The following is a 17,140-nucleotide window of genomic DNA, read 5'->3' as shown; positions in this document are numbered from 1 at the left end:
TCCTTCATTCAAACTGAAAAATTATCGATAGTATAGTATGAGTCAACAGGATTAAAATAGGATTTTAATTGAGTTAATGCCGTTTTCATTTCTAGAGCAAAAGTATAGGGTGGGTTAATTACCCATAGACCGCACCCCGTCATTCCTTCATGAGTCATTGATCCTAAATTAAATTCTATTCTGAGGCAGTTTTTTGCTTTGATAGAATGAAGACCTCTGAGTAATTGATTGGTCCATGCTTTGTTGACTACTGGGTACCAAATACAAAAAACCCCAGTGGAGAAGCGTTTATATGCTTTCTCTAGAATCTCAGGTATTTCTTTGTATTCTTCTTTTTGCTCATAAGCAGGATCAATAAATATCAAGCCTCGTTTCTCTTGGGGAGGCAACAAGGATTTAAGTGCATCCAAACCATCTGTATTACTGTAATGAACCCTTTTGTTCCCCTGTGACAGTTTTGACAGTGCATCAAACTCTTTTGGATGTAATTCACAAAAATACAATCTGTCTTCATGGCGTAATAAATGAATAGCAAAATAGGGGGAGCCTGGGTACGATCTTAAAGCGTTTCCATGGTTAACTTGTGCAACGCATTTAAAATAATTCTCAAAGACTGTATCCAATTTGTTTCGATCTGGCCAAATTAGCTGAATACCCTCTTTATATTCCCCTGTTTTTTGAGCTTGTCTATCGTATAAATCGTAGAGTCCCTTTCCAGAATGCGTTTCTAGGTAAAAAAGAGGCTTTTCCTTTTGTATCAGGTAGCTTATAAGCCTTGTAAGTCCAATATGTTTTACAACATCGGCAAAATTGCCAGCATGATAACCATGTTGATAGCTAAGCATATAAGAAGAATATAATGAAATAACGTTGAATATTATTAGAATACATTATTTTAAATTTGTGCACTATACTTTTTTTAGAGGGGAACGAATTAGGAGATCAAAATGGGTTTGCATGAAGACTTTGAAGATCAATACTTTTCTGATTATAACTACGATGAAGAAGTCGATGATCATGTTGAAGATCTTGATCAAAAAAGAAAAGTTCGCCGAATGCTTGAAGAGAGGTTAGAGCGTAAGCGATTACGTGAAGAGTTTAAAGACGATTTTGATGAGCTAAATGGTGAGTTTGATTGGGACGAACTGGATAAGTAATTGCTATAGTTGTAATCCACTCGCCGACAACAATGTATTTTCAAGCAAGGTTACAATGGTCATTGGACCAACTCCCCCTGGAACTGGAGTTAACCAGGACACCTTATGAAGGGCTATCGAAAAATCAATATCTCCACGAATGCTTCCATCAGGCAATCGATGAACCCCTACATCAATGACTACCTGTTTTTGCTGAAGCCACTCAGCGTTTACAACATCCATTTTTCCGGTAGCAACAATTAAAAAATCTGCTTTTTCAACGTATTGCTGGAGATTTTGGGTAAACTTATGGCAAACAGTGACGGTAGCGCCTGCTAACAATAACTCAAGACTCATGGGTCTTCCGACTATGTTAGATGCTCCAACAACTACGGCATGTTTTCGTTTTACATCAAGTTTATAATGGCTTAGTAGATTCATAATGCCCAATGGGGTGCATGGTCTTAATAAGGGATTTCTCTGTGCCAGCCTGCCTATATTGTATGGATGAAAACCATCTACATCCTTTTTGGGGTTTATACGTTCTATAACTATACGTTCATTAATGTGTTTAGGTAATGGCAATTGAATGAGAATGCCATCAATGTCAACGGATTGGTTAAGCTCATCGATTAATTGCAGTAGTTCGCTCTGAGTGGTTTGGGCTGGAAGATCATAAGATTGCGACCTAATTCCTACCTCTTCACACGCTTTTCGCTTATTATTCACATAAATTGCTGAAGCGGGATCATCACCGATAAGGATCACAGCAAGTCCAGGGGCTCTATTGCCTTCGGTGGTATATTGTTCTAATCGTTTTTTTAAGTTGGCTCTACGTAGTGAAGCTACTGATTTACCATCAATCAACGATGCTGGCATAGAATTCTCAAACATCTTAAGATGATAAATTATGAATGACTGAAGATTTGATTGCAACAAGAGCTTTAAACAAAAGTCTACTAACTGGTGGCATCAGGATAATCAGGATAAGATTAATCCTAGTACTATTTAAAATCATTCAGGAAATAGGATTAAATGACAGACAAGAACGGGGGGCGCGCTTTGGGTAAGTACATCAAGGAGTTTTTTTTAGTGCATTACTAGTTTATTTAAACAGTTCATACAGTGCTAATGAGACTAAACCTATAGAGTTACTTATTAAGAAATATTCTGTAAAGGTTCATGGTAAAAACAGCAATTTAATTCGAATTGAACAACCAGATGGCACTTGGGGATTTAGAGGTGAAAAAGGACAGCTCTTTGATGCCATTGTGAAAAACACACTAGATGCTCCTACTGTAATTCACTGGCATGGATTAATTTTACCGAATAACCAGGATGGAGTACCTTATGTAACACAGCCTCCAATACCAGCTAAAGGCTCCTATCATTATCGTTTTAAACTTGTTCAGGCTGGAACTTATTGGATGCATTCTCATGCAGATTTACAAGAACAAAGGTTTTTATCAGCCCCTTTTATTATTAATGACCCGAATGAACACATAGCTGATAAAGAGGTTGTTATGATGATTGGTGATTTTAGCTTCAAAGAGCCAACTGTGATTCTCAAAGATCTCCGTAAAAGCAACAGGATGCCAATGAACATGTCTCAGGGCAAAATGTCTATGTCCTCTTCAATGTTAAAAAATTCGAAGTCTTCACAACCGGATTTGGTTGATGTGCACTATGATGCCTTTCTAACGAATTACAGGACGCTGCAAAACCCAGAAATCATTCCTGTAAAAGAGGGAGAGAAAGTTCGACTACGAATCATTGCGGGTTCTGCCATGACCAACTTTTTTATTCATACAGGCCAGTTAAATGCAGAGGCGATTGCAGTTGATGGCGAGAGAATTAAGCCCATTCTAGGAAATCAATTTCAGTTAGCAGTAGGACAGAGAATTGATTTATTAGTGACTATCCCAAAAGGAGAGGGTACATATCCAATTTTAGCCCAAGGAGAGGGAACGAATATGAGAACGGGTTTAATATTGGCCACTGAAAACGCTAAAATTGTCTTACCCAACGAAAAGATTGCAACTAAAGCTGGTGCCTTAAACTATGATCAAGAATTTAAGACAACGGCCTTACATCCATTGAGCCCTCAAAAGCCAGGGCAAACTCTTACTGTTACGTTGGATGGATCAATGGCCACTTATACTTGGCAGATCAATAAACAATCTTGGCCAATTGTTAACCCAATTGAGGTTAAACCAAATAAACGAATTGAAATGGTGTTTGTAAATAATACCGGCATGGAGCATCCAATGCATCTTCATGGACATGTTTTTGAGGTAACAGAGATTGATGGCAAACCACTTAAGCAAGGTGCAATGAGAGATACGGTTCTGGTGATGCCAAAATCAACTGTAAAAATTCAATTTGACACAAATAATCCAGGAAATTGGATGATGCATTGCCATATGCTCTATCACCAAGCAACTGGTATGATGACTTTTATCAATTATGATGGGGTGGACGTCCCGAGTTTAAAAGGACTTCAAGAAGGAGGAAGTGGCCAGAAGATGAATTAATCCTTATAAGGAAGTTTGTATCAAAATAATGCATAATTAAATGATTATTAAAGAATAATCATCGATTTTCTTGAATAGACCTGGATATAATGTTAATTTTTGTTATGTAACTTACTTATTACTGGTGCATGGAGCTCCAATTGAAAAAAACCGTACTGCATGCGGCTATACTTTCATTGACTATGCCATTCTCTTTATATGGTCTTGGATTAGGGGAAATGGTTGTTAAATCCTCCCTAGATCAACCTTTTTTAGCTGAGATTGAATTAGTTGATGTAGGAGGTAATTCACTATCAACCATTAAAGTGAGTGTGGCTGATCCGCAACAGTTTGAGGAAATTGGTCTTCAACGAGCAGCAATTTTATCCTTATTGAACTTTAAAATAGGGAAAAATTCACAGGGGAAGTCGGTAATCATCATTAAATCAGATGAACGGATGACTGAGCCCTATATGGAAATTGTCATTGATTTAGTTTGGCCAAGTGGACAACTCTATAAATCCTATACCGTTCTTCTAGACCCCCCTGGTTATAAGCTCGAAGAGAGTATCGCTCAAAGCAAGCCAAGCTACTATAAGAAAAAAACAACTACTTATGCCAACGAGCCTGGAGTAGTTGATAAACCAGTTCTAAGTACAGTAGATCATAATCCAGTTAACCTTAATGATGACAAGAAAAAGACAACTTATGGACCTACTGTAGCCAATGAAAACGTTTGGCAAATCGCGCAGCGTTATAAAACCTCTAATTTGATATTACCGCAAGTCGTTTTGGCGATTGTCGGTGCAAATCCTGAAGCATTTACTAATGGGAATTTAAATGGTTTAAAAGTTGGATCACGCTTAGCTATACCATCTACCGAAGAAATTGAAAAAGTGCCCTCTGATTTGGCTGTTGAAGAAGTGATGGCTCATGATAAGGCATGGACTGAAAAAACAGAAATCAACCATGTTCTAGCACCACCCTATGTCAATGCTCATAACGTTAATCCGGTATCTCAATCGAAAAACTCAGAAGTCCCTGCAGTTCCCAAACTGAATGAAACAAATGCCATTCCAAAGGATTCATTCCCACAAATTATTCAAAATATAACTGCAAATCCTATTAATACCAATACTCAGAACCCAAAACAAATCATTGTATCTCAACAAGCTGAGCAAGATGCTAAAACAAAAGCTGAAATATCTATAACTACTGCCGCTGTTGAAACCGTAAGAGAGTCCAATGCATTGTTAATGGAACAGTTGAGATTGCTGCAAGACCAAAATAAAAAGCTACAGGACAAACTGGATCAAAGAGATAAGGAATTAGAAACCTTAAGAAAGCAAATTCAAGTTATAATGAAAGAGCGACAATCTGTTGCTTCCCAGGCTAGCTCAAGTAAATCTGATGACGACTCAATGAGTGTATGGCCTTTTGTACTTTTATTTATTGTATTGGCTGGAGGAGGGTATGCATTTGCATACTGGTACTTTAGAGTACGAGAACAAAAAACAGAGGAACAAGGGCCAACTAGCACCGTTCCTGAGCCTAATGTACTACCAATAGAGCAAGAAACGCTTCAGCCTCAAGAGGTTACTAATGTCGTTAGAGCAGTAACCAGCATTGTTGAGCAAGGTTCACCAGAAAAATCAGAAGCCCCTAAAGAAGAGATGCACACGCCTATTGAAAAAGAACATCCAATCTTACCTGAAAGCACAGCTAAGTATAACCCTAAACATCCCAGACCACTGGCTTCAATTATCGCGGACAAATCGGTTGAAGGGCAATCTTCTGGAGTTGAAAATTCGTTTCTTCCAATGGATGAAGCAGAAATCACCTCATCAGATGAGTTGGAGTTTGAGCCAGATACACCGGATGAGGAGACAATAGAAGTTTCAGAGGTGTTGAAAGATCAGACTAAACCGGATACTAAAGATGTACAGCAAGCTCAGACTAAACCTGAGGAGACGGAAGTCATTGCATCACCGGTTGATGAACAGCTTGAAGTTTCTCCACCTGAAGAGATTGCATCAAATCTTGAAAATGCGACTGCAGAAAGTATTCAAAATGAAGCCGAAGTAAATCAAGACGATTTTATTGAATTTGAATCAAACGTCAAGGAGGAGCCTTCCAGTAAAGAGCTTACTCCTATTGAACTTCCTCTTTCTAAACCAGCTGAAGACAATGAACCTAAAAAGGAAGGAGAAGATAATGAAGAGTTAGGGGTTTTAGAGTTTGAAACTGGTCTTCATGAGGCAGTTAAGGAAGAGAGAAAGCCTTCCAAAAAAACCAAAGAGGTAGAACAGGAAGAAGAGCCTACAATGGACATTGAATTTGTCTCTCCTCTAACGACTGAAGGTGAACTATCAATTTCAGAAGATAAAAAAGAAGAACAGGCTTCAAATGAAGAAGTTTCTACAACAACCGAGACTGAATCTTTCTCTGAAATCAAAGATACACTCTCCCTAGAAACTGATTTATTTGCTACACCAGATGAGAAGAATGAGTCAGAAATTAGTAAAAATGCCGATGATAGTGCTATTCAATTTGACGCAGGGGAATCTACTGTAATTGAAACAAAAGATGAGGATAAGACAGCCAGCCCCTTAAAAAGTAAAAAAGCACTCGACACGCTCCTGGATTTGGCTAAAACATACATCAGCATGGGTGATATTGAATCCGCTAAAGGTTCATTAGAGGAAGTAATTGAGCATGGTAGTTCGGCTCAGAAAAAAGAAGCAAAGAAACTATTAAAGGATTTGTAATCTAGAAAGTATAGACAAAATATAAGCCGTGATATAAATTGAAGGTTTTATCAGGAAAATTCAATGCGTATTGCCTTAGTGGTTGAATACGATGGCTGCCGATACCACGGCTGGCAAGCACAAACTGGCTTACATACTATTCAACAGGCACTTGAAAACGCTCTTTCTAAAGTAGCAGACTGTGCCATATCCGTTGTGTGTGCTGGCAGAACAGATACAGGTGTCCACGCAACCAATCAAGTAGTCCATTTTGATTGTGAAAAAGAACGCACCATAAGGGCTTGGATACATGGTGCAAATTCATTCTTACCTAAAGACATTTGTGTTAAGTGGGGTAAGGAGATGCCTGACACTTTTCATGCGCGTTATTCTGCTATAAGCAGGCGATACAGATACGTCATATATAATAGTGCAATCCGTCCTGGTTTATTAAGAAGTAATGTTACTTGGCAATACAGGCAACTTGATCATCGACTAATGCATCAGGGAGCACAATTCTTGGTGGGTGAAAATGACTTCACCTCGTTTAGGTCCATAGAATGCCAATCGAATACACCCATGAGAAATATTCATGCTATTCAAGTGACTAGACACAATGATTTAGTACTGATTGATATTACTGCAAATGCGTTTCTCCATCATATGGTAAGAAATATTGCAGGTGTTTTAATTGCAGTTGGCTCTGGAAAACACCCAGTGAGCTGGGTTGAAGAGGTGCTTAAAGCTAAAGACAGGAAATTAGGTGCAGAAACTGCGCCATCGTACGGGCTTTATTTAGCACAGGTTAACTATCCCTCCGAATTTGGCGTGTATCAATCTCACCCTGGTCCTATATTCATGTGGGAGAAATAAGTGAATTCATCGCATACGCACATCAAAATGTGTGGAATGACTCAGATTCAAGATGTAGAATATGCCTTAGAATTGGGTGTTGATGCTTTAGGCTTTATATTTTACTCAAATAGCTCTCGTAATATTTCGATTGAAAAGGCCAAGAAGCTCACTCAAAACATACCTGCTTTTGTCGATGTGGTTGCTGTCCTGGTTAACTCTGAGAAAGAGTTTATTCATCGTTTGGTAAATGAACTATCGATTCAGTATTTGCAATTTCATGGGGATGAAGACGTACAGTTTTGTAATCAATTTAATAAACCTTATATTAAAGCCATTCGTCCTCTATCCGCAGAACAAATACAGCAAAGTGCACTGGAATTTAGTCAGGCCAGTGCGATACTTTTAGACACACCTTCGCAACAGGCACGTGGCGGTACAGGAGAAACTTTTGATTGGCAAATCATCCCGAAAGAAGTTAATAAAGCTTACATTTTGGCTGGTGGTTTGAATGAAAACAATGTAGTAGATGCGGTGAAGCTTTGCAGACCACATGCTGTTGATGTATGCAGTGGAGTTGAAATATCGCCGGGTATTAAAGATCATCAAAAAATGAGCCGCTTTGTTAAAGCGCTATGGGGATAGTATGGGAAAAAAAGAACTTCCAGATGAGTTTGGGCATTTTGGTCCGTATGGTGGAATGTTTATAGCAGATACATTGGTTCATGCTGTTAAACAACTAGGGGATGCCTACGCCAAATTTCGCAATGATCCTGAATTTCTTGCTGAACTACGCTTTGAATTGAAGGACTTCGTGGGACGACCCAATCCATTGTATTATGCAGAGCGTTTGAGTAAAGAAACTGGTGGTGCACAAATCTATCTTAAGCGAGAGGATTTAAATCATACTGGTGCTCATAAAATTAATAACACAATAGGTCAGGCGCTTTTAGCAAAACGAATGGGAAAAACACGAGTTATTGCTGAAACTGGCGCTGGTCAACATGGTGTAGCAACTGCCACAGTTGCAGCAAAATTTGGATTTAAATGTGTTGTTTACATGGGTTCTGAAGACATTAAACGCCAATCAAGCAATGTCTATCGAATGAAATTATTAGGAGCAGAAGTAATCCCAGTAACCTCTGGATCAAGAACTCTGAAAGATGCACTCAATGAGGCCATGAGAGACTGGGTAAGCAATGTTGACGATACCTTTTACATCATTGGTACGGTTGCTGGACCTCATCCCTATCCGCAAATGGTTAGAGATTTCCAAACGGTTATAGGTCATGAAGCAAGGGCTCAATGTCTTGAAAAGACAGGGCAATTACCTGATGCATTAGTAGCATGTGTTGGGGGCGGCTCAAATGCTATTGGTTTATTTTACCCCTTTTTAAATGACCAATCTGTTGCTATTTATGGTGTGGAAGCCGCTGGTAAAGGAATAGAAACAGGAGAACACTCCGCTTCTTTGCTTGCTGGAAAACCAGGAGTATTGCATGGAAACAGAACCTATTTATTGTGCGATGAGCATGGTCAAGTGATAGATACTCACTCTGTCTCTGCTGGATTGGATTATCCTGGAGTTGGTCCTGAGCATGCTTATTTGAAAGACACAGGTCGAGTCATTTATCAGGCCATTAATGATACTGAGGCTCTTGAAGCATTTCGTTCTTTGACTCGGGTAGAAGGGATTATTCCTGCATTAGAGTCTAGCCATGCGATAGCTTATGCAATAAAACTAGCTAAAACCATGTCTCCAGATCAAACTATAATAGTTTGTTTATCTGGACGTGGAGACAAGGACATGCATACAGTAGCCGCAATAGATGGAATTAATGTTTAATGCATGAATAAATTTTACATACTTCTCAGGTAGAACATGAATCGAATTGATAAGACTTTAGCAAATCTAAGTATGAGTGGACGGAAAATGCTCAGTCCATACATCACGGCAGGTGATCCTCATCCTGAGCTAACCGTCCCTTTGATGCATGAATTGGTGAAAGCAGGGGCTGATGTTTTAGAACTTGGAATACCATTTTCTGATCCTATGGCTGAAGGGCCCGTCATACAGCGTGCTATGGAGCGAGCTCTAACTCATTCAATTCATTGTGAAAGCGTGTTGGATATGGTGAAGGAGTTCCGCCAACAAGACAACGATACACCTATTATCGTGATGGGGTACTTAAATCCCATAGAACAATATGGCTACGATTTATTTGCTCAGCACGCGATTGAAGCTGGAGTAGATGGTACCATATTGGTTGATTTACCACCCGAAGAAGCAGAAGGCGTTGTGAGAGTGTGGAACAAACATGGCCTGTATTGCATATTTTTATGTTCACCAACAACCACAGATGATCGGATTGAACTAATAAATCGACATGCGAACGGGTACTTGTATTATGTTTCCCTTAAAGGGGTTACCGGCTCTAACGCCCTAGACCTGACGAGCTTGCAGGAACAATATCAACTGAAAAAGCGCTTATCCAAATTACCAATGATGGTAGGATTTGGAATTAAAACACCTGAAATAGCTGCTAAAGTTTCTCAGTTTGCTGATGGCGTTATTGTTGGAGCTGCTTTGATCGAGAGAATCATTGAGGCCTACACTGCAAAAAAAGATCCGTTACAAGCAGCGCATACCATAATCCATTCTATGCGAGAGGCGATTGACAACATTGGAATTAAAGCATGACAGAACAAATTGAAAAACGCGCACATTTTATAAGACAACTCATTACTGATGAGTTAGCAAGCGGTAAACATCAATCGGTTGTAACCCGTTTTCCACCGGAGCCAAATGGGTATTTGCACGTAGGGCATGCAAAATCAATTTGTTTGAATTTTGGCTTGGCTGATGAATTTCAAGGAAAATGTTTTTTACGCTTTGACGATACGAATCCCATAAAGGAAGAAGAAGAGTATGTAAATGCTATCATCGAAGACGTTCGCTGGTTGGGGTTTAATTGGTGCGACATGACCCACTCCTCAGACTACTATCATGAACTCTATGATTTGGCGGTGCTTTTGATAAAAAAGGATATGGCTTATGTAGATAGTCTAACAATGGAAGAAATAAGGGCATATCGTGGTACATTGCAAGAGCCAGGTAAGGATAGTCCTTACAGAAATAGACCAATAGAGGAGAGCCTAGATCTCTTTGAGCGTATGAAAGCTGGAGAATTTCCTGACGGTAAATACGTTTTGCGGGCTAAAATAGATATGAAATCAGGAAATGTGAATATGAGAGATCCTGTTTTATATCGTATTCGTCATGCAAGCCATCAAAGAACAGGGGATGAATGGTGTATTTATCCAATGTACGATTATGCGCATCCAATTTCCGATGCTTTGGAGAAGATTACCCATTCTTTGTGTACACTTGAATTTCAGGATCATAGGCCATTATATGACTGGTTAGTCGATAATTTACCTCTGCCTGCAAAACCTGTACAGACTGAATTTGCTCGGCTAAATCTATCACATACAGTGACTAGTAAGCGTAAGTTGCGTGAATTAGTAGAGAAAGAAATTGTAAGTGGTTGGGATGATCCTAGACTACCTACTTTAAGGGGTATGCGTAAACGCGGTTATCCCCCTGTTGCGATTCGTCAATTTTGTGAAATGATTGGAATTTCACGGAGCGATTCTGTGATAGACATGACACTTCTTGAAGAATGCGTCCGAGATGAATTTAACCGAACTGCTAAACGTGCCTTATGCGTAATGGACCCCATAAAAGTTATCATTACTAATTATCCCGAGGGCAAAGTGGAGCAGATTAACGCTAATTTTAACCCGCATCAACAGGATTCAACGAGCAGTCGATTATTACCATTTTCCCGAGAAATATATATTGAAAAATCAGACTTCATGGAAGACCCACCCAAAAAGTATTTCCGATTATCACCAGGAAATGAAGTAAGACTGCGGCATGCCTATGTCATTAAATGCGAAAGTGTGATAAAGGATGAACATGGTCAAATAAAGGAGCTTCACTGTACTTATGATGAAAAGACCTTAGGAAAAAATCCAGAGGATCGAAAAGTAAAAGGAGTCATTCACTGGGTTTCTTGTCATCATGCTCATCCAGTGAAAATCCATCAATACGATAGATTATTTAATGATCCTAACCCTGCCCGCGAAGAGGATTTTTTACAATTCCTAAATCATGATTCATTACAAACTACGCAAGGATATTGCGAGCCCGCTCTAAAAGATCAAGCGGTTGGTGAAGTATTCCAGTTTGAGCGATTGGGTTATTATTGCGTCAATGAATCGATAGAGGGGAATGTGTGTGCATTTCATCGTGTTGTTGATCTTAAAGATACTTGGGGAAAATCCAGTTAAGGGGCTGAAATGTTGTATATATATAATTCATTAACTCGATCAAAAGAAAAATTTGTACCTCTAAACCCAGGTAAAATAGGGATGTATGTTTGTGGAATAACTGTTTATGACCGTTGTCATATTGGCCATGCCCGCTCGATGGTTTCCTTTGACGTTATCGTTCGGTATTTACGTTCTCAAGGTTATCAAGTGAATTATGTGAGAAACATCACTGATATAGACGATAAGATTATTAATCGCGCCAATGAACGGGGCATAAGTATTGATTCTTTAACGGAACAGTACATTAAAGCGATGAATGAAGATGCTGAGGCATTAAATATTTTACCTCCAGATATCGAGCCTAGAGCTACAGGGCATATCGATACTATCGTCGGATTAATAAAACGATTACTGGATAAAGGGAACGCTTATGTTAGCGATAATGGGGACGTGTGCTATCAAGTCGATACTTTTGCCGAATATGGTAAGTTGTCGCATAAAGATTTAGAAGGGTTGGTAGCTGGTTCTCGTGTCGAAATTGTAAAAGAAAAAAAATCACCTTTAGATTTTGTACTATGGAAAAAAGCAAAGCAAGGTGAACCCAGTTGGCCTTCTCCCTGGGGCGATGGGAGACCTGGTTGGCATATAGAGTGCTCTGCGATGGCAATGCATGAATTAGGTGAGCAATTTGACATCCATGGCGGTGGTTTAGATCTACAATTCCCACACCATGAGAACGAAGTTGCCCAAAGCGAAGCAGCTACTGGAAAGCATTTTGCAAATTATTGGATGCATGTTGGTATGCTGCAAGTTAATGGTGAAAAAATGGCTAAGTCTGTTGGAAATTTTTTCACGATTGAAGATGTATTAACAAAACATCATCCAGAAGTCATTCGATATTTTTTGCTCAGTAGCCATTATCGAAGCCCCTTAAATTATTCTGAGGAAAATTTATTAAACGCTCAAAAAGCATTGACTCGTTTGTATCAAGCAATAAAAGATGTCCCTGCGCTCAATGATAAAGACATAGACTCTAAGTGGGCGAATGAATTCAATCAGGCTATGAATGATGACTTCAATACTCCTATTGCATTGTCTGTGTTATTTCAGTTAGCTCATGAAGTCAATAAGAGTAATTCACCACTATTAGCCAGCACTTTGAAGTACTTAGCTAGTATCTTAGGTCTTCTACAAGAGGAACCTGAGTCATTCTTACAGTCAGGTTTGGATGAGATTGACAAAGCAACCATTGAGCAATTGATTTCTGAGCGCAATCAAGCGCGTAAAGATAAAAATTGGGATAGAGCAGATCAAATTCGATCGGAGTTGCTCAATCTTGGAATAGAGCTTGAAGATGGTTCTGGAGGAACTGGTTGGCGTAAGGTGTAAGGCTCTGAATTTTTATCCGCTCCCTTACGGCCCCGGCGCAGTTGGGACTGTACAACACCGAGCCGCGAGCGTAAGGGAGCGAATATCTCTAATTATAACCTTTCATCTAATTTTGCGTAGTAACCCTCAAAATTTCTGCTAATGAAGTATCTCCAGCAAGAACTCGCTTAAAGCCATCATCCCGAATACTTGGAGATTTAGGTCTTATGTAATTCTCTATAGTTTGAAGATTGTCATTACGATGAATCATTCCGCGAAGCTCTTCATCAATTGTGATAAGCTCATAAATACCTGTTCTTCCACGATACCCAATTTGATTGCATTGATCACAACCTTTGGGCTCGCATACTTTAGAAATATCTGTTTTTGCAGTTAAGCCCATTAATTCAATTTCATCGTCTCGTAATGCATGTGGTGTTTTACAATGAGAACATAAACTTCTTACTAGTCTTTGAGCGATTAAGCCTACAATACTTGAGGATAGTAGAAAGGACTCCACTCCCATATCACGGAGTCTCGTTAATGCGCCTAAGGCACTGTTAGTATGTAAAGTGGAGAGCACAAGGTGGCCTGTTAAACTAGCTTGAACTGCGATTTCAGCGGTTTCAAGGTCTCGAATTTCACCTATCATCACTACATCAGGATCTTGTCGAAGTATGGCTCGAAGGCCTTTTGCAAAAGTCATTTGGACTTTGGTATTCACTTGAGTTTGCCCAATACCTTCTAAATCGTATTCGATGGGATCTTCAATCGTTAAAATATTTCGATGCACTTGATTCAATTCAGTGAGCATCGCGTATAATGAAGTTGTTTTACCAGAGCCAGTCGGTCCAGTAACAAGAATTATCCCGTGCGGTTCGGATATCATTTTGCGGAGTGTGGTTAAATTGGATTTTGGCATCCCTAATAAACTGAGATCCAATTGAGCTGCTTGTTTATCGAGTATCCTTAAAACCACGCGCTCACCATGATTAGAGGGTAGGGTTGATACCCTTACATCGATATTATGACCACCAATGCGGAGAGAAATTCGTCCATCTTGAGGAATACGCTTCTCAGCAATGTCTAATTTTGCCATTACTTTAACTCTTGAAATAACAAGTGGTGCTATGGCTCTTTGAATTTCAAGAACTTCTTGTAATACACCATCGATTCGGTTTCGGACTAGAACTCTGTCCTCGTAAGTTTCAATATGGATATCAGACGCTTTTTGTTTTATTGCCTGAGTAAATAGGGCATTAAGTAAGCGAATTATTGGGGCGTCATCTTGATTTTCCAACAAATCTTCACTGACAGGGAGTTGACTTGCTAACTGCGACAAGTCCATGTCTTCCTCCATGCCCTCGGCGGCATCTAATATGGACGATTTTGATTGGTAAATATTGGCTAAATGTTGCTGAAAAGTACTCTCATCGACTTGTTTAAAATCCATCTCGCGTTGCAAAATACGTTTGATTTCAGCAAAGGCTTGCAAAGGTGTTTCGGGCATATGATAAATTAATGCATGATCCTCGCTTATTTCTGCAACCAAAATACGATTGCTTTTTGCAAAACTATAAGGGACCTTAGGGGATCTGTCATCTGTTACCATGGTTTATTTCGTCATTTGGGAGTGGGTTGGCAAAGAGTTAAAGGGTATAGGCAATGTTCCTTGAGTTAGTGGTGGTAACACTGTTTCATCATTGGATTGAGTAAATGCTTCTTGTGACTTCAACCAGTCAAGTTGATATTGTCGAGTACTATTGTATTTTTCACCCGTAACATGCAAGTTATCTCGCTCATTATGAAGAATAATTGGTTTGATAAAGACCATTAGAACCCGTTTATCGCGGTTACGGATATTGTGCTGGAATAAACGTCCAATACCTGGGATATCGCCTAAAATTGGTAATCTATTATTTTCATTTCCAATACTGTCCTGAGTTAAACCACCTAAAACAACGACATCACCACTTTCAACATGAACGGAAGTCACTATGCTACTTATTTTGAATGTTGGATTGTTGGCACTGTCTGTAGTACTGGCGGGATCTAAGGTATCATTTCCTTGATCAATTTGTAATTGTATCCCTTGACCTCGGGTAATCTGTGGTCTTACATACAAATGCAAAGCAACATTGACTCGGTCAAAAGTAGTGTATGGGCTAGCAGTAGTTGTTCCACCTGCATTATTAGGATAGCTGGTTGATGCTACTGAAACTTGTTTACCTACAAGAATTTTAGCTTGGCGGTTATCCAGCACCACTACCGATGGTGTTGAAAGTATATTTGCTTTTTGTTCCCTTGCCAGTGCGTAAATTTGGGCTTGAAAATCATCTATTTGTGTTTTGCTATTAATAATAGCAAATCCTGGTCTAAAATCTTTTTGTGCATTACCCGTTTGTTGATCAGAGCCCCACTCTATACCTAAATTATTAATATCCTTTTGGTCAACTTCAGCAACCATCGCTTCAATCAGGAGCTGAGCAGGTCGAATATCCAATTGTGAGATAACTGATTTTAGAATGCGGATGATCGATGCTGGGGCATTCAGAATAATTGAGTTGGTATTGGGTTCAGCAATAATTTGCACTGTGGGTTTAGTGCTCCCTTCATTCCTTGTACTGGCAGAAGTCGTATTTGAAGTAGCTGCAGAGCTGTTTAGAGAAGGTTGCGATGGGTTGCTGCTGGTTAATCCACCACCACCACTTTGGTCACTTGAAGAATTATTCGCGAGGTTAGATGCTGGGTTTGTGCTGTCTAAGGCTGGACGAGTAATCGTTCCAATAGTTGTTCCTACATTCCCACTGAAATTTGCTTGTGCAATACCAGCAAGGATTGGAACTATATCTTCAGCTCGTAAATAGTTAAGATAAACGACTTGAGTATTCTGATTAACTCCTTCTGAGCTTTTTCTATCCAATTTCAGAATCAACATTCTTAGGCGAATTCTGTCCGTTTTACTTCCACTCACTAAAATTGAATTAGAGCGATCATCGGCGGCAACAGTAATTTGAGTACGACTCCCCATGCCTGGTTGTGTTTTAACGAGATCTTTTAAAGTATTTGCAACGTCCATAGCTAAAGCATGACGCAAGCTAACCATGTCAATACCATTGGCCGAAGAGCTGTCTACTTGTTTAATAATGTCTGTTAAGCTTTTGATGTTGTTGGCTCTTCCTGAAAGGATCAACATGTTGGAGGGAGCATAAGCAGATATGCTACTCCATTGTGGCATTAAAGGTCTAAGAACCGGGACAAGTTGCTCAGAGGGTACGTAATGAACAGGTACTACAGAGACCATCATGTCATCTCCTCTAGGAGGTGAAGACATCCCACTAATTAAATCTGGGGATTGAGTTTTAGCATCTATATTCGGAATGATTTTTATAATTTTCCCATTAGGAATCGCTGCATAACCTGACACTTGAAGCACAGAGAGAAACACTTGATACAGTTCTTTGTTTGATAGTGGTGTTGAGGAAATGATGGATATTTTCCCTTGTACTCTAGGGTCGACAACAAAATTTTTGCCAGTAATTCTGGATACTTCCGCAATCACTGCACGTACATCTGCATTACGAAGATTCCAAAGTTTGCTCGCTGCTTGTGGTTGGGGCGACTCATCAACTTGTGGCAAGAGTTGATTGCTTTCTAGCTCAGGGGGATTAGGACTTTTTACTTCTGCAATAAGGTTATTGGAGTTTTGTGACAATTTGTCCTTGAGCTGTCTAGCAGTTTGATAGTCCTCAATTGGACCTATTTGGACTAAATAAAGGTGTTTATCAGAAAGATTTTTAATTTCAACGGATTGGCTGACTTGTTTGGAAAGCTCTTCTTGGCGAAGTTTTGCATCTTTTTCGAGGTTAAAAGCGCCAGCTTGAAGGTAGAAAATGGTGTTCCCATCTCTGCTCACTGTAGAAATATTTACATCATTGGCGTAAACCAATGACAAGCAGATGAGGGCTAAGAGTACTATTACTAACGAACGCATTTATAAACCGTTGAATGATTAGTTCTAACATAATAACCAAAATTCACGTCTTGCCATAGCCTTTGGACGTGATTATTTGCAGAAAGTCTATTGTAAAGAGAGGAATCATTGCATACCTCTTTATCCGCTAAAAATACCTGATAAATGCGCCAGTTAATCACTTCACGCTTTTGCAACAAATAACAACATAAT

13 protein-coding genes are annotated in these 17,140 nt (G+C 39.4%); 9 read left to right on the top strand and 4 right to left on the bottom strand.

Going from position 1 to position 17,140, the window contains the following annotated elements; all coding sequences use genetic code 11:
* Window positions 1-8: 8 nt before the first annotated feature.
* Window positions 9-845: a 23S rRNA (adenine(2030)-N(6))-methyltransferase RlmJ gene (locus Lwal_RS04255; protein ID WP_058479675.1), complete on the bottom strand. Its 837-nt coding sequence runs from the start codon at window positions 843-845 to the stop codon at window positions 9-11.
* A gap of 102 nt (window positions 846-947) precedes the next feature.
* On the opposite strand from Lwal_RS04255, the gene Lwal_RS04250 reads away from it, so the two are divergent.
* Window positions 948-1,157 carry a PA3496 family putative envelope integrity protein gene (locus Lwal_RS04250; RefSeq protein ID WP_058479674.1) on the top strand — a complete coding sequence of 70 codons (210 nt, stop codon included), beginning with the start codon at window positions 948-950 and terminating at the stop codon, window positions 1,155-1,157.
* Window positions 1,158-1,160: 3 nt separating this feature from the next.
* Here Lwal_RS04250 and folD read toward each other — a convergent pair whose 3' ends face one another.
* Window positions 1,161-2,015 carry a bifunctional methylenetetrahydrofolate dehydrogenase/methenyltetrahydrofolate cyclohydrolase FolD gene (gene folD, locus Lwal_RS04245; RefSeq protein ID WP_058479673.1) on the bottom strand — a complete coding sequence of 285 codons (855 nt, stop codon included), beginning with the start codon at window positions 2,013-2,015 and terminating at the stop codon, window positions 1,161-1,163.
* A 266-nt stretch (window positions 2,016-2,281) separates the two neighbouring features.
* On the opposite strand from folD, the gene Lwal_RS04240 reads away from it, so the two are divergent.
* The 8 genes from Lwal_RS04240 to cysS all read left to right on the top strand — a co-directional run bounded on the left by Lwal_RS04240 (window position 2,282) and on the right by cysS (window position 12,975).
* Complete coding sequence (locus Lwal_RS04240) at window positions 2,282-3,670, top strand: multicopper oxidase domain-containing protein (protein WP_083500034.1); 1,389 nt, start codon at window positions 2,282-2,284, stop codon at window positions 3,668-3,670.
* Between the two features lie 140 nt (window positions 3,671-3,810).
* Window positions 3,811-6,417, top strand: a complete 2,607-nt coding sequence (locus Lwal_RS04235) for a FimV/HubP family polar landmark protein (RefSeq protein ID WP_058479672.1) — start codon at window positions 3,811-3,813, stop codon at window positions 6,415-6,417.
* 63 nt (window positions 6,418-6,480) lie between these two features.
* A complete protein-coding gene (gene truA / locus Lwal_RS04230; RefSeq protein WP_058479671.1) occupies window positions 6,481-7,269 on the top strand; it encodes a tRNA pseudouridine(38-40) synthase TruA in 789 nt (262 codons plus the stop codon).
* The gene (locus tag Lwal_RS04225) at window positions 7,270-7,893 is read left to right on the top strand and encodes a phosphoribosylanthranilate isomerase (RefSeq protein WP_058479670.1); all 624 of its coding nucleotides are present in this window, start codon (window positions 7,270-7,272) and stop codon (window positions 7,891-7,893) included. It abuts the gene before it with no gap.
* 1 nt (window position 7,894) lies between these two features.
* Complete coding sequence (gene trpB / locus Lwal_RS04220; RefSeq protein WP_058479669.1) at window positions 7,895-9,094, top strand: tryptophan synthase subunit beta; 1,200 nt, start codon at window positions 7,895-7,897, stop codon at window positions 9,092-9,094.
* Window positions 9,095-9,130: 36 nt separating this feature from the next.
* Window positions 9,131-9,949 carry a tryptophan synthase subunit alpha gene (trpA, locus tag Lwal_RS04215; protein ID WP_058479668.1) on the top strand — a complete coding sequence of 273 codons (819 nt, stop codon included), beginning with the start codon at window positions 9,131-9,133 and terminating at the stop codon, window positions 9,947-9,949.
* Window positions 9,946-11,604 carry a glutamine--tRNA ligase/YqeY domain fusion protein gene (locus Lwal_RS04210; RefSeq protein WP_058479667.1) on the top strand — a complete coding sequence of 553 codons (1,659 nt, stop codon included), beginning with the start codon at window positions 9,946-9,948 and terminating at the stop codon, window positions 11,602-11,604. Before trpA ends, Lwal_RS04210 begins: the two co-directional genes overlap by 4 nt.
* 9 nt (window positions 11,605-11,613) lie before the next feature.
* Window positions 11,614-12,975, top strand: a complete 1,362-nt coding sequence (cysS, locus tag Lwal_RS04205; RefSeq protein ID WP_058479666.1) for a cysteine--tRNA ligase — start codon at window positions 11,614-11,616, stop codon at window positions 12,973-12,975.
* A gap of 106 nt (window positions 12,976-13,081) precedes the next feature.
* On the opposite strand, the gene lspE is transcribed toward cysS, so the two are convergent.
* Both lspE and lspD read right to left on the bottom strand, forming a co-directional pair.
* Window positions 13,082-14,566, bottom strand: a complete 1,485-nt coding sequence (gene lspE, locus Lwal_RS04200; protein WP_058479665.1) for a GspE family T2SS ATPase variant LspE — start codon at window positions 14,564-14,566, stop codon at window positions 13,082-13,084.
* Between the two features lie 3 nt (window positions 14,567-14,569).
* Window positions 14,570-16,948 carry a GspD family T2SS secretin variant LspD gene (gene lspD, locus Lwal_RS04195; RefSeq protein ID WP_058479664.1) on the bottom strand — a complete coding sequence of 793 codons (2,379 nt, stop codon included), beginning with the start codon at window positions 16,946-16,948 and terminating at the stop codon, window positions 14,570-14,572.
* Between the last annotated feature and the right edge of the window lie 192 nt (window positions 16,949-17,140).

It is taken from the genome of Legionella waltersii (assembly GCF_001468085.1).
Classification (GTDB): domain Bacteria; phylum Pseudomonadota; class Gammaproteobacteria; order Legionellales; family Legionellaceae; genus Legionella; species Legionella waltersii.
Note: the sequence above shows the minus strand (reverse complement) of the source record. Positions and strands in the feature narration are given on the sequence as shown.

Coding starts and splice junctions, on each gene's coding strand:
- truA (WP_058479671.1), top strand. CDS start 6,481: ATGCGTATTGCCTTAGTGGTTGAATACGATGGCTGCCGATACCACGGC.
- trpB (WP_058479669.1), top strand. CDS start 7,895: ATGGGAAAAAAAGAACTTCCAGATGAGTTTGGGCATTTTGGTCCGTAT.
- cysS (WP_058479666.1), top strand. CDS start 11,614: ATGTTGTATATATATAATTCATTAACTCGATCAAAAGAAAAATTTGTA.
- trpA (WP_058479668.1), top strand. CDS start 9,131: ATGAATCGAATTGATAAGACTTTAGCAAATCTAAGTATGAGTGGACGG.
- Lwal_RS04255 (WP_058479675.1), bottom strand. CDS start 845: ATGCTTAGCTATCAACATGGTTATCATGCTGGCAATTTTGCCGATGTT.
- Lwal_RS04210 (WP_058479667.1), top strand. CDS start 9,946: ATGACAGAACAAATTGAAAAACGCGCACATTTTATAAGACAACTCATT.
- lspE (WP_058479665.1), bottom strand. CDS start 14,566: ATGGTAACAGATGACAGATCCCCTAAGGTCCCTTATAGTTTTGCAAAA.
- lspD (WP_058479664.1), bottom strand. CDS start 16,948: ATGCGTTCGTTAGTAATAGTACTCTTAGCCCTCATCTGCTTGTCATTG.
- Lwal_RS04250 (WP_058479674.1), top strand. CDS start 948: ATGGGTTTGCATGAAGACTTTGAAGATCAATACTTTTCTGATTATAAC.
- folD (WP_058479673.1), bottom strand. CDS start 2,015: ATGCCAGCATCGTTGATTGATGGTAAATCAGTAGCTTCACTACGTAGA.